The following is a 12,907-nucleotide window of genomic DNA, read 5'->3' on the forward strand; positions in this document are numbered from 1 at the left end:
GTCATCGCCCTCTCTCTTTATTTAGGAAGTCGCTATTATGGGTCGTTATATCTTAAAAAGACTCCTACTGATATTACCGACACTATTTTTGATATTGCTTGCCAACTTTGTAATCGTACAAGCGGCACCAGGCGGACCTGTTGAGCAGCAGCTTGCCCTTATTGAGCAGGGGTCAAAAGATAACGCACTTGGTGGTAATATTGGCGCGGGCAGTGCAGGTGGCAATGACAGCACTTATCAAGGAACGCGCGGTCTCTCTGAGGAAATGGTCGCTGCTATTAATGCTCAATATGGCTTTGACAAATCCGCTCCAGAACGATTTTGGCTTATGTTAAAGAACTACGCTCAGCTAGATTTTGGTGAGTCGTTTTTTAAAGGGCAGTCGGTGACCGATCTCATTATAGAGAAGCTACCAGTCTCGATATCGCTTGGTCTTTGGAGTACGCTACTCATTTATCTGATTGCCATTCCTTTAGGGGTGTATAAAGCGATGCATCATGGCTCAGGCATTGATAAATTCACTGCTATGCTGCTGGCTATTGGACATGCGATACCTGTGTTTGTCTTTGCAGTTATTTTATTGGTATTTTTCGCAGGTGGCACCTATTGGAATATTTTCCCGCTACAAGGGCTCACGTCCGAAAATTTTGACCAACTCAGCGCGCTTGGTAAGGTGAAAGATTACTTTTGGCATTTGGCACTACCGCTGCTAGCCAGTACCGTAGGTGGTTTTGCGGGCTTGACGTATCTGACCAAATTTAGCTTTTTAGAAGAGTTGGGCAAGCAGTATGTATTGACCGCTCGCGCAAAGGGACTGGGTGAGGGTCAGGTGTTGTATGGTCATGTATTTCGCAATGCTATGTTGATTATCATCGCAGGTATCCCAGCCGCTATCGTTGGTATTTTCTTTGCCGGTAACTTTTTGATTGAGATTATCTTTAAACTAGATGGGTTGGGGTTGTTAGGTTTTGAGGCCATTCAACAACGCGACTATCCAGTGATATTTGGCACGCTATTTATCTTCACCTTGGTAGGGCTACTACTGCAATTAATCAGCGACTTAAGCTATCACTTAATTGATCCCCGTATTGATTTTGAGGGGCGCTAATGTCAAATAATCAATCTTCATCAAAGAGCAGTACTATTAATAGCGAACCAGATAAAGCGCCAATGCCTGAGCACAATCCTCAGGTAGCGCTACCGAAAAAGCAGCGCTTAAACCCCATTTGGCAAGCGCGTTTAAATCGCTTTCGCCAAAATCGTCTTGGGGTAATATCACTGTTTGTTTTTGCAGTGATATTTGTCATTTGCATGGCAGCTAACGTCATTGCCAATGACAAACCTTTACTGGTGCAATATCAAGGCGACTATTACTTTCCGGTATTAAAGGCCTATCCTGAAACGACATTTGGCGGTGTATTTGAGACCGAAACCAATTATAAAGATCCTGCAGTGCAGTCGCTGATTGATGAGCAAGGGTTTTATATAATGCCGCCTATTCCGTTTGCTGATCAGACACCCAATGTCGAGCTTGGTCTGCCTTATCCAGCGGCTCCAAACGCTCAGAACTGGCTTGGCACTGATGATATGGGACGCGATGTGCTGACACGGATACTTTATGGTATGCGCGTCTCATTGTTGTTCGGTCTGGCGCTGACGCTCGCTGGTGCTCTCATCGGTATTATTGTCGGTGCAATACAAGGCTATTATGGCGGCTGGGTAGATCTGGCAGGGCAGCGCTTTATGGAAGTGTGGGGCGGTATGCCTCAGCTATTTATGATTATTATCTTAGTCAGTTTATTTAGTCCCAGTATTATCATGCTATTTGCCATGATGCTGTTATTTGGTTGGATGGGGCTGGTCGGTTTGGTAAGAGCAGAGTTTTTGCGTGCTCGTAATTTTGATTATGTGCGTGCCGCGCGCAATCTCGGTGTGTCTGATAGCCAAATCATGCTCAGACATATTCTGCCCAATGCGTTAGCCTCAAGTTTATCTCAGCTCCCTTTTATATTAACAGCTAATATCATTGCGTTGACTGCGCTGGATTTTTTGGGTTATGGGTTGCCGCCTGGCTCGCCGTCTTTAGGTGAGCTGATGGTACAAGGAAAAAATAACCTTGATGCCCCTTGGCTGGCTTTATCAGGGTTTTTTAGTTTGACCTTTATTTTGTCATTGCTCATCTTCGTTGGCGAAGCACTGCGTGATGCGTTTGATCCGAGGCGCTCTTGATATGACCGATAATATTATGGCTACCGAGCAATACAACGCGCCAACTGAAAATCTTAATCGCGCGCAAGACAAGCTCGTGCTGACAGTAGATAGCCTAAGTATCACAACTGCTACAGGCATCCAGCTGGTCGATGAATTATCTTATGAGCTAAGACAGGGGCAAACTCTGGCTATCGTTGGTGAGTCAGGATCTGGCAAATCGATTGCCAGTCTTGCACTACTAGGTCTGCTACCAGAGAATTTGACGATTAAGGGTGAGGTTCAGCTGGCAAGCACGGCAGGCATGTCTCAACTACCGATAGCGAATGACAAATCGCGTAATGCCGCACTACGTGCTATTCGTGGTCAGCGGATCGGTATGGTATTTCAAGAGCCGATGACAGCGCTAAATCCGCTACATACCGTTGCAAAACAAATCGCTGAATCACTGCGTTTAAGCGGCGTACCCAAAAAACAATGGCGAGCCACCAGCATTGCCTTGCTAAATGACGTCAATATCACGGATCCCTCTGACAAGTTGAATCGTTATCCACATGAGTTGTCAGGTGGTCAGCGTCAGCGAGTAATGATTGCGATGGCATTGGCTCAGCAGCCTGATATCTTGATCGCTGATGAGCCAACCACCGCACTTGATGTGACATTACAGCATGAGATTTTGGCACTACTGAATGATCTCAAATACCAGCATAATATGGCGATGATATTAATCAGCCACGATCTCAATCTGGTCAGGCGCTATAGTGATGAGGTCATCGTGATGCGCCAAGGCCAGACGATTGAGCAGGGTCAAACGTCAGCGGTATTTGATCAGCCTAAAGCCGATTATACTCGCACGCTCATTCAGCAAGACTTCGGTCAAGCGCTACAGCCAGTAGCAGATCATGCAGATGGACCATCAACTGTATTAAAAGTGAGCAATCTCAACGTACAATTCCCAATCGAAAAAAGTCTATTTGGGAGTACAAAACGTTGGTTTGATGCGGTCAAAGCTGTTGATATGACCTTGCAAAAAGGGCAGGCATTAGGGATCGTCGGTGAGTCTGGATCTGGCAAAACCACCATTGCACTGGCGCTGAGTCAGCTGCTTGGCAATCAAGCACGAGTGCATGGACAGATAGTGGTGAATGGGCAAGATATCTCAGCACTGTCCAAAAAAGTGCTACGTAACTTTCGCTCGCAGATTCAAATGGTGTTTCAAGACCCTTTTGCCAGTATCAACCCTCGTATGACGGTCATGCAAATTGTGGAAGAAGGACTGTTGGTACAAGGCGTGGATAAAGACGCGCGTCAGCAGGCGGTGATGGAGAGTTTGGCTACCGTCCATTTGCCTTTAGCATTCGCGCAGCGTTATCCGCATGAGCTGTCCGGCGGTCAACGTCAACGCGTGGCATTGGCGCGCGCACTCATCATGAAACCGAGCCTACTTATATTGGACGAGCCTACCTCTGCGCTTGACAGTACCACGCAGGTAACGGTGGTCAGTTTATTGCGTGAAATTCAACAAAAGCTGCAAATAAGTTATGTCTTTATCAGTCATGATCTCAAAGTAGTCCGCGCACTATGTCAGCATATTATGGTACTAAAACAAGGGGCATGCGTGGAATCTGGGCTCACAGAAGATATCTTTAGCCAGCCACAGCATCCGTATGCCAAGCAGTTATTAAAGGCGAGCAGTACACAATAATAGCGACATACCAAAAAAGGCAGTGGTACAATCATGCTAGACAGTGGTTTGCTTTATTCAAACATCCTTGCTGTACATATACTTATCTACTCTGCTATTGGCAAACGTCGTTTAGCCTTTATCAACTAGCTCAAACTATTGTTATCGCGGTTAAAATCATCATTAAAAAGGATTTTTGTACCCATGAAAAAACAAAACAGTATTACTAAATTAGTAAAGAATAACAGCTTGCAGTATGCTGGTTATTTGGCAGTGGCTAAGACACGCGCTAAAGTGCTAAAAGCAATCTCTTACGTGATACCTATCAGAAGACCGATGTTGTTTGTCGGTGAGGCTGCCTGTAATGAGCTATGCGACATGCTCATCAACGAAGGCAATACCAATGTCTTTATCGTCACTGATGCCGTGCTAAACAAACTCGGTATCCCTGCAAAAGTCACTGATTATCTAGATGCAAAAAATATCAGCTATCATGTCTATGATGGCATTACACCAGACCCTACTTTTAACGTAGTCGAAGAAGGACTGCGCCAATCTATAGCAGCAAATTGCGACGCTATTATCGCCATCGGCGGCGGCTCAGTGATCGATGCTGCCAAAATGATCGCTATGTCTCAAGGCAATAAATGCAAGCCTCAGCAACTGATCGGGATCCTTAAAGCAAGAAAGCCGTCGGCGCCATTATATTGCGTGCCTACAACAGCGGGTACTGGCTCAGAGGCAACCCTTGGTGCAGTGATATCTGATGATAAAACACACCAAAAAGCATTGTCTATTGATCCAAGAATGGTGCCGCTCGCCGCAGCGATTGACCCCATTATCATGAAAGGTATGCCAGCACACATCACCGCTGATACGGGTATTGATGTATTGACCCATGCATTAGAAGCATGGATGAGTGCCAATGCCAGCGTGGAGACGGACTACTATGCAGCCTCTGCCGTCAAATCTGTCATGCATTATCTACCATTAGCTTACAAAGATGGTGGCAATCTAAAAGCAAGAGAAGAGATGGGAATTGCCGCCCATTATGGTGGTATCGCCTTTAACAAAGCGGGCTTGGGTTATGTGCATGCCATTGCTCACCAATTAGGTGCCTACTATAGCATTCCTCATGGTCGTGCTAATGCAATCGTGTTGCCTTATGTGCTTGATGTTAATCGTAAAGCAAGCAAGCAGAGACTGGCCGCACTGGCAAAAAGAACGGGTATGGTAGCAGACGGCCAAGCTGGTCATGGTGATAAAGAAATAGCAGATCATCTCATCGTACAAGTCAGAGCGCTTATCGCAAATTTAAATATTGATCCGACCGTTAGCGGTATGCAGACCAGTGATTTTGATGATATTGCAAAAGCAGCAGCAAAAGAAGTCAGCGATACTTATGCCGTACCAACCTATCTCTCAGCAGCTGAAATTAAGGAAATCTTAACGAAAATTAAGCAAGTAAGTGATGAGAGTGCTGATAAAGACACTCAGAAAGCATCATAGCATTGTACTTGTACTTGTACTGATAGACTTATGATAGACAAAAAAAGCCTATGACTCTTTTGAGGATAGGCTTTTTTAACAGGTTTAAAACAATATAAGATATTGAAATAAAATAGTTTATCTCTATATGTTAACTATCCTAAAGCCTGTGTCATGATCAAATCATTTTGTAATTTATCTTGTGCTACGACTTAATTAATAAAAAATAACTTAATAAATTGTAAGTATATAACAATACAGGAATGTGTTATTGATATAGTCGGTTCACTATAAAATCGATACAATAAGATTAAACGCTATTTTTCGCAGCCTCTAGAGACGTAGTCACAGCAAGCAAGAAAAATAGCGTTTAATCAAATGAATTTATTATCCTGTATCGTTTTTATTTAGACTTAACTATACATAAGCGTTACGATAGTTAAATGATATTATGTTTGGGAGATTTTTATGAATCGCATATTATCATCTACAATGATTGGCCTAGCTATCGTAACAATCATTGCAAGACTCTGGCGTATACGGCAAAGACTATGAGCTTGATTTGCTAAAACTTGAAATCTTACTTTGTATAGCTAAAACAAAAAGGACGCATTAGCGTCCTTTTTGTTTGTTGTTACTCATAACAGCCTAAAATATTAATAGTTTAAAACGCCGGTTGGCGCTTAGGGACGGCACCCAAAAATTCATTACGGGCTTGATTGTTGTGCTGATACTCACCAAGCATCGCGGTACTACGCGTGGTTGAATGCTGTTTGCTGACGCCGCGCATCATCATACACATGTGCGAGGCATCCATGACTACCGCCACGCCGCGACAGCCAGTAACATCCATGATGGTTTGTGCAATCTGTTCACTCAGGTTTTCTTGTATTTGTAGACGACGAGCAAACATATCGACAATACGGGCAAACTTCGACAGTCCCAGTACTTGGCCGTCAGGCAGATAGCCGATATGCGCCACACCATGGAACGGTAGCATATGATGCTCGCACAGTGAATAAAACTCAATGTTTTGCACCAGTACTAGCTCACGATTGGCTGATGGAAAAACCGCATCATTGACCACCTCTTCAATGCTTTGATGATAGCCTTTGGTTAAGTGAGCAAAAGCCTTTGCCGCACGTACAGGCGTGTCTAATAAACCAGGACGATCTAAGTCTTCGCCAGTCGAACCAATCAGTTGGCGATAGGATTCGATACTTTCTTTATAATCTGGGGTTATTATTGGGGTGTTACTCATAAGTTTGGCAGCCATCCAAAATGTGGGTGTAGCTTAACGTTGAATCCTATCATGTCAGGATTCTTATAAAATTGTGCAAGCTGGGAAGGGCTGTGATTATACTCGAAATCTGCTGAACTTCATACTGCTGTGGTGAGTAGTTCGGAGTTTAGTCATTATAGGGCTGTCAGAGATGCAATTAGAGCGGTGACCATGATGATATTTCGTTAGTATTATTGCGATACTAATGATAGTAACCAAGTACAGTTTACGACTGTTTACTTAAACTAATTCGTGTATAATAAGTCATCTTTTGATTTGCATCATTTCATGACGCGTCACTTTCTGATTACTCTAAATAAACCTATATTCTAAATCATCTCGATTGATTCAAAAGGAAATCTTATGCTATTGCAAGGACAACGATTTGTCGTAACTGGCATCGCAAGTAAACTCTCTATCGCTTGGGCTATTGCAGAAGCGCTACATCGCGAAGGCGCCTCACTGATCCTGACTTATCCGAATGATAAAATCAAAAAGCGTGTGGACATGGCTGCCGAACAGTTCGAAGCGGATTTGGTGCTAGAGTGTGATGTCGCCTCTGATGAGTCGATTGCTGCATGTTTTGAGCAAGTAACCGCGCATTGGGGTGATGGTATTGATGGTGTGGTACACGCCATTGGTTTTGCCCCAATGGATCAGCTCGATGGTGACTTTGTGAGTGCCACCACGCGTGAAGGCAGCCACATAGCACATGATATCTCTAGCTACAGCTTTGTGGCATTGGCAAAAGCAGCTCGTGAGTTGCTTGCAATGCGTCATGGTTCTATGCTGACATTAACTTATGAAGGCAGTATCTCAGTATTGCCAAACTACAATGTCATGGGTATGGCAAAAGCCAGTCTTGAAGCCAGCGTGCGCTACTTAGCGACTTCTATGGGCGGCGAAGGTATCCGTGTCAATGCGATCTCAGCAGGTCCAATTCGTACGCTAGCTGCTAGTGGCATTAAATCATTCCGCAAAATGCTCGATATCAGCGAAAAAATCGCACCACTACAACGTAATGTCAATCAGATGGAAGTAGGTAACGCAGCACTATTCCTATTATCTCCGTGGGCATCTGGTATCACGGGTGAGATCATGTTTGTTGATGCAGGTTTTAATACCGTCGCTATCAGTGAGCAGTTGATGATGCTGGATGAGCCAGCGCAATAATCATTTAAGTATTTTTTGCGTTGATGGTCATTACCAATGATTCACTCAGCTATTGAAATTGAAAAGGCAGCCAATTGGCTGCCTTTTCTCGTTATACTATGAGTCTTTTTGGCAGTAGACCTTTAGGTGACAAATATGATAACCAAGTTACCAAAGTGGATATTGTGGGGTGGGGCGGTATTGGCATTTAGCGCTGGCTGCGTGAACACAACCGCATTGATGGGATTTGCCAATTTATCGGTCTCGCATGTCACTGGCAATGTCAGCTTGTTTGCAGCAGCTATCGCTTATTCAGACGCCCACAGTATTTTGTACATCGGAGCGCTACTATTGTCTTTTTTGGCAGGGGCAATATTAAGCGGTTTTGTCATTGGGCAGACATCCTTAACACTAGGCCGTCGTTACGGGCGTGCGCTATATTTTGAAGCAGCATTACTAATAGCTGCCTACTGGTTATATCAGCAGCATGACTATCTCGGACAATTGGCAGCAGCGATGGCCTGCGGATTACAAAACGCGATGGTAGCCACTTATAGTGGAGCAGTTATTCGCACAACTCATTTGACAGGACTGACATCTGATATGGGTGCAGCAATCGGTAACTGGCTTGCGGGTCGCTCCATTAGTAAGCCGACATTGGGCTTTCAGGCCGTTATTTGGTATTGCTTCTGCGGTGGCAGTACAGTAGGGGCTTTTTTGTTTGCCAAAGTTGGCTATGATGCGTTGCTTGTACCCATTGCAATTGTTCTAACAGCAGCATTTATATATAACTATGTCTCCAATCACTTGCCAGAACAAAGAGAAACAAAACTAAAAAAGCGCTCATCATCATGACAAGCGCTCCTTATTTTTGCTGTTAATACTAGATAACTGGCTTTATCTGCCGTTCTGCCATCTTTTATTTTGCGCCTTCTTCTTGATGATCTTCATGTTCATGCATACCTTGCATCATATCTAGCGCTGAGTCGTCAGTACGCTGTTGATCTTCTTTGGCCAGACTATCTTGATTGATGTCTTTTGGCGCCATTTTTGTGGTTGCATCGGTTTTATTTGCATCTGTCATAGTGTCATTCCTCTTGTTTTTATTGATGATTATCTATCTAACCCTAAGATTATGTGGTATCGGTTTTTACTTGTATAGCCCCAAATGATAAATGTTTGAATGCTTTATGTAATTTTTATCAACCAAGGCGTCCATTCAAAGCAGTGAGAACAAAGTAGTGAGAACAAAGTAGTGAGAGAGTTACTATTGAAAAATCTCACAAAGTCGAGAGGTGATTATCATCAACGAATCAAACAGACATCCTAAAAAAACAAAAATAATCAAAATGTATTCATATATAAGTTATTCTGATATGATATTTTCGCGCGTAATGTTCGCTATATGAATATCATGATGTCTTATAATAAGTGTGTTGCAATAACTTTGACTTCATACTCACTTTGGATGCGATAAGGATAATTTATGTCAGAGAAAAAGCTGGATAGCCATATTCCTGATGATGGTAACGAGTATTTATTTACGGATACATTCCCAAAGGGAACGGGAAAAGGATTGATCGTGGTCGCCATTGCGGCAATCATTAGTTTTATTATTTACAGTGTATTGCCATTTGAGGTCAGTGCTAACAAAGGGCTAGCAATGCTGTTTTTTATCGGCGTGCTATGGCTCACTGAGGCGATACACGTCACAATCACTGCGATCTTGGTGGTTGTGGTTGGGACATTAATTGGCATTCCTGATTTTAATGCTGAAGTCGGTCTGCAAAGCTTTGCCAGTCCCATTATTTATCTCTTCTTTGGTGGTTTTGCCTTGGCGGCCGCGTTACATGTACAAAAGCTTGATAGAAAGATTGCGCTAAAAATTCTTTCGTTATCAGGTGGTAAGCTAAGTACCGCTGTACTATTGATTTTTGGCGTGACTGCGTTTTTGTCAATGTGGATCTCAAATACGGCGACAACGGCAATGATGCTACCGCTTGCCCTCGGTATTTTGACGCAAGTCGATAGTAAAGAAGATCGCGGTACATTTGTGTTTGTACTGCTCGGTATTGCGTATTCAGCAAGTCTCGGTGGTTTGGGTACGATTGTTGGCTCGCCACCAAATGCGATCGCCGCAAAAGCCTTGGATATTGCGTTTGTTGATTGGATGAAATTTGGTATTCCAATGATGCTAATACTATTACCAGTATTGTTGGGCGCGATGTACCTATTTCTAAAGCCTAATCTAAACCGCACGATGACCCTACAGCAAGATGAAACTATTCATTGGACCAAACCGCGCGTGCTGACGATTATTGTCTTTATTGTGACAGCGATGAGCTGGATACTCTCTAAGCAAATTGGTGCTGCAGTTGGTATCGAAGATACAGATGCCGTTGTTGCATTGCTTGCAGCAGTGGCGGTCGTGAGTTTGGGTCTGGTGTCTTGGAAACAAGTATCAGACAACACAGATTGGGGTGTATTGATGTTATTTGGTGGCGGTATTGCGCTATCAAATATTCTAAAAGTATCAGGTGCGTCATTAGTACTGGGTGAGACGGTTGCTAATGGCTTACAAACTGCACCGCTATTGGTTGTGATGCTTGCAATCTCAGCCTTCATTATTTTCTTAACAGAGTTTGCATCAAACACGGCATCAGCTGCGCTCTTAGTCCCTGTATTTGCGGCAATTGCCGAGCATATGGGTATACCGAGCGAAGTCTTAGTACTTATTATTGGTATCGGTGCGTCCTGTGCCTTTATGCTACCAGTTGCGACGCCGCCAAACGCTATCGTGTTTGGTACCGGTTTGATCAAACAAACAGAGATGGTACGTACAGGTGTCATCCTTAATATTATCTCTACTGTTATCGTTGGGTGTTGGGCGTATTTCTTCCTACTATAAGTCTAACGAACCATTAGCATTACCATGATAAATAAAACCTGATGTCCCAATATTAATGAGGCATCAGGTTTTTATTTTTTATACTCTCTTAATTTATTACATCATAACTTATGGGGGATAATAGACATTATGACGACATTCAATAATAAAAATTGCATTACAATCGCTGCTATAGTCAAGTCTAAATAAAAACAATACAGGACAATAAATTCATTTGATTCAACGCTATTTTTCTTGCTTGCTGTGACTGCGTCTCCAGAGGCTGCGAAAAATAACGTTGAATCTTATTGTATTGATTTTATAGTAATCTAACTATATTTCAGATATTCATAGTAATGTCTTCGCGCTTGACGCTGTGCTTGCTGATATCAAAAAGCGCAATGTCAATCAAATCGTCAATCTTGGTGATATTTTATATGGGCCGATAGCGCCTAAGGCGACCTATGAATTACTAATGACCCATCGAGATGATATTGTTACCATTCGGGGTAATCAAGATAGGCAGATTTATGAGGCGCTGAATTTATCAACCATGGCAGAAGTTGCTGATAATCCAACGATGGATTTTATTGTCAAAAATTTACCTAAAGACGCGATTGAATGGATGCGCGCTTTACCGTTTGATTGTCATTTAAGTGAGGATGTTTATCTTTGTCATGGGACGCCAACTGATGACATGGTATATTTGCTTGAAGATATCGCAACAGGCGCACCGACAGTACGTAGCGACTCGAACATTTTATCATTATTAAATGGTATGGCCAGCCCTGTCATTATCTGTGGACATACGCATATTCCGCGCACGGTGACACTATCGTCAGGGCAGATAATTATTAATAGTGGCAGTGTGGGTTATCCCGCCTACGAAGATGATTTGCCCATTCTTCATAAGATGCAAACGTATTCGCCTCATGCCAGCTACGCGCTGATAACCTGTATAGAGACACCGCGAGGTAAATGCTGGCAAACTGAGCATATTAAGATCGCTTATGATCATGAAGCAGCAGCAGAACTGGCGCTCAAAAATGGACGTAGAGATTGGGCATTTGCTTTAAAAACAGGGCGGGTATTGTAATAAGACGCGCTCGATATTATGTTCAATTAAAATTAGCTACAATGAAAAATTTATAAGGACGGCGTTACATGTTAACTTTATATATGGCTCAACTTGGTGGCCGTCCTAAAGGTCGCCTGATTGAACAGCATGACATCTTTTTTGGCGTGGCCAATCACGTCAGCGAGCTGGTAGAGGATATCAATCAGCATTGGCCAGAAGTCAAAAACAAATGGCACATTGATTCGTATCGAGCGATTACTAAAGTTGATGGCTATGCGATCAAACTGGTTAAATCAGGTGAGCAGGTAAGCAAAGATGCTAACTTAAAGCTGTTTTTTATCAATTTGGGCGGCTATCAGCAGGGAAGTTTTGAAGAGTTTCATTATAAGCTTCTGATCGTTGCCCCCAGTCAAGCCGAGGCCATTAAGCAAGCCAAACAAAGCGAGTTTTATAAACAGTTCACTTTTAAAGATAATGCATCGCCGTTCGACGCCGCTTCACATATTGATGATAAGTTTGAGGTCGATATAGATGATATCTATAACGTGAATGATCTGCTCTCAAATGCTCAGCTGTTGATTGAGCCTATCGTTGATGCAGGCGGTGTCGATATCAAAGAAGATAAAGAATATGTGGGTTATCTGAGTATTAAAAATCTAAGGAAATTATCCTAATATGTCACTAGATATGTATTATAAAAGTGGTCTAATCCGCAAAGCGCGCTGTCAGATATCTGATGATATGCTGCCCATCCTTTATCAGATTCACGATAACGCAAAATTTCCACGATTAACGTGGTTGATTGACAATATTTATAAAAACCCGCAGATTCGTCCTGACGTAGCGAAAGAGTTAGCTAATGAGATGTTAGGGTTTGAAAAATTGTTACTGTCACTACATCTTCCTTTTCCTAGGCTGGCACTGCAAAAAATGCATACCTTTTTTGTGGGGGCTGCGACTCACCAACAGGTTATTTATACTGTTAGTCATTAGTTTTCTCATTTAGACCATTTCTATGCCTTTAATGGTGTGAAATTTAATATTTATGGTCTAAGTGTGTCTTGATTTAACACTGATTATTAGATAGAGGCATTATCGTCCTCATAGCCATAGAAAAAACTTCAGCTT

The 12,907-nt window shown here is 42.9% G+C and carries 12 protein-coding genes; 10 read left to right on the forward strand and 2 right to left on the reverse strand.

Going from position 1 to position 12,907, the window contains the following annotated elements; all coding sequences use genetic code 11:
• The first annotated feature begins 37 nt into the window (after positions 1-37).
• The 4 genes from yejB to BLR43_RS09600 all read left to right on the forward strand — a co-directional run bounded on the left by yejB (position 38) and on the right by BLR43_RS09600 (position 5,401).
• Positions 38-1,108, forward strand: a complete 1,071-nt coding sequence (yejB, locus tag BLR43_RS09585; RefSeq protein ID WP_093070793.1) for a microcin C ABC transporter permease YejB — start codon at positions 38-40, stop codon at positions 1,106-1,108.
• A 62-nt stretch (positions 1,109-1,170) separates the two neighbouring features.
• A complete protein-coding gene (locus tag BLR43_RS09590) occupies positions 1,171-2,229 on the forward strand; it encodes an ABC transporter permease (RefSeq protein WP_071003610.1) in 1,059 nt (352 codons plus the stop codon).
• Between the two features lie 16 nt (positions 2,230-2,245).
• Complete coding sequence (locus BLR43_RS09595) at positions 2,246-3,913, forward strand: ABC transporter ATP-binding protein (RefSeq protein WP_071003609.1); 1,668 nt, start codon at positions 2,246-2,248, stop codon at positions 3,911-3,913.
• 183 nt (positions 3,914-4,096) lie between these two features.
• Entirely contained in the window at positions 4,097-5,401 is a 1,305-nt protein-coding gene (locus tag BLR43_RS09600) for an iron-containing alcohol dehydrogenase (RefSeq protein ID WP_093070795.1), read from the forward strand.
• Positions 5,402-6,044: 643 nt separating this feature from the next.
• Here the strand turns inward: BLR43_RS09600 and folE are convergent.
• Positions 6,045-6,641 carry a GTP cyclohydrolase I FolE gene (gene folE, locus BLR43_RS09605; RefSeq protein ID WP_186474442.1) on the reverse strand — a complete coding sequence of 199 codons (597 nt, stop codon included), beginning with the start codon at positions 6,639-6,641 and terminating at the stop codon, positions 6,045-6,047.
• Positions 6,642-7,025: 384 nt separating this feature from the next.
• Here folE and BLR43_RS09610 point away from each other — a divergent pair, with 384 nt between their 5' ends.
• Both BLR43_RS09610 and BLR43_RS09615 read left to right on the forward strand, forming a co-directional pair.
• Positions 7,026-7,835 (forward strand): enoyl-ACP reductase FabI, encoded by an 810-nt coding sequence (locus BLR43_RS09610; RefSeq protein ID WP_075107468.1) that lies wholly within the window; start codon positions 7,026-7,028, stop codon positions 7,833-7,835.
• Positions 7,836-7,970: 135 nt separating this feature from the next.
• The gene (locus BLR43_RS09615) at positions 7,971-8,669 is read left to right on the forward strand and encodes a YoaK family protein (protein WP_093070797.1); all 699 of its coding nucleotides are present in this window, start codon (positions 7,971-7,973) and stop codon (positions 8,667-8,669) included.
• 64 nt (positions 8,670-8,733) lie between these two features.
• Here the strand turns inward: BLR43_RS09615 and BLR43_RS13625 are convergent, their stop codons facing one another.
• On the reverse strand, positions 8,734-8,898 hold the full coding sequence (locus tag BLR43_RS13625) for a hypothetical protein (protein WP_167669405.1): 165 nt from the start codon (positions 8,896-8,898) through the stop codon (positions 8,734-8,736).
• A gap of 402 nt (positions 8,899-9,300) precedes the next feature.
• Here BLR43_RS13625 and BLR43_RS09620 point away from each other — a divergent pair, with 402 nt between their 5' ends.
• The 4 genes from BLR43_RS09620 (at position 9,301) to BLR43_RS09635 (ending at position 12,772) form a co-directional block, all read left to right on the forward strand.
• On the forward strand, positions 9,301-10,722 hold the full coding sequence (locus BLR43_RS09620; protein ID WP_093070799.1) for an SLC13 family permease: 1,422 nt from the start codon (positions 9,301-9,303) through the stop codon (positions 10,720-10,722).
• Between the two features lie 325 nt (positions 10,723-11,047).
• A complete protein-coding gene (locus tag BLR43_RS09625) occupies positions 11,048-11,797 on the forward strand; it encodes a metallophosphoesterase family protein (protein WP_280139667.1) in 750 nt (249 codons plus the stop codon).
• A 68-nt stretch (positions 11,798-11,865) separates the two neighbouring features.
• On the forward strand, positions 11,866-12,453 hold the full coding sequence (locus BLR43_RS09630) for a DUF1543 domain-containing protein (protein ID WP_071001608.1): 588 nt from the start codon (positions 11,866-11,868) through the stop codon (positions 12,451-12,453).
• A gap of 1 nt (position 12,454) precedes the next feature.
• Positions 12,455-12,772 (forward strand): hypothetical protein, encoded by a 318-nt coding sequence (locus BLR43_RS09635; RefSeq protein ID WP_071001607.1) that lies wholly within the window; start codon positions 12,455-12,457, stop codon positions 12,770-12,772.
• Positions 12,773-12,907: the final 135 nt, after the last annotated feature.

It is taken from the genome of Psychrobacter pacificensis (genome assembly GCF_900101915.1).
GTDB lineage: Bacteria > Pseudomonadota > Gammaproteobacteria > Pseudomonadales > Moraxellaceae > Psychrobacter > Psychrobacter pacificensis.

Bases quoted from the DNA above. Each gene is read 5' to 3' on its own strand.
- yejB (WP_093070793.1), top strand. From the start codon at position 38: ATGGGTCGTTATATCTTAAAAAGACTCCTACTGATATTACCGACACTA.
- BLR43_RS09590 (WP_071003610.1), top strand. From the start codon at position 1,171: ATGCCTGAGCACAATCCTCAGGTAGCGCTACCGAAAAAGCAGCGCTTA.
- BLR43_RS09595 (WP_071003609.1), top strand. From the start codon at position 2,246: ATGGCTACCGAGCAATACAACGCGCCAACTGAAAATCTTAATCGCGCG.
- BLR43_RS09600 (WP_093070795.1), top strand. From the start codon at position 4,097: ATGAAAAAACAAAACAGTATTACTAAATTAGTAAAGAATAACAGCTTG.
- folE (WP_186474442.1), bottom strand. From the start codon at position 6,641: ATGAGTAACACCCCAATAATAACCCCAGATTATAAAGAAAGTATCGAA.
- BLR43_RS09610 (WP_075107468.1), top strand. From the start codon at position 7,026: ATGCTATTGCAAGGACAACGATTTGTCGTAACTGGCATCGCAAGTAAA.
- BLR43_RS09615 (WP_093070797.1), top strand. From the start codon at position 7,971: ATGATAACCAAGTTACCAAAGTGGATATTGTGGGGTGGGGCGGTATTG.
- BLR43_RS13625 (WP_167669405.1), bottom strand. From the start codon at position 8,898: ATGACAGATGCAAATAAAACCGATGCAACCACAAAAATGGCGCCAAAA.
- BLR43_RS09620 (WP_093070799.1), top strand. From the start codon at position 9,301: ATGTCAGAGAAAAAGCTGGATAGCCATATTCCTGATGATGGTAACGAG.
- BLR43_RS09630 (WP_071001608.1), top strand. From the start codon at position 11,866: ATGTTAACTTTATATATGGCTCAACTTGGTGGCCGTCCTAAAGGTCGC.
- BLR43_RS09635 (WP_071001607.1), top strand. From the start codon at position 12,455: ATGTCACTAGATATGTATTATAAAAGTGGTCTAATCCGCAAAGCGCGC.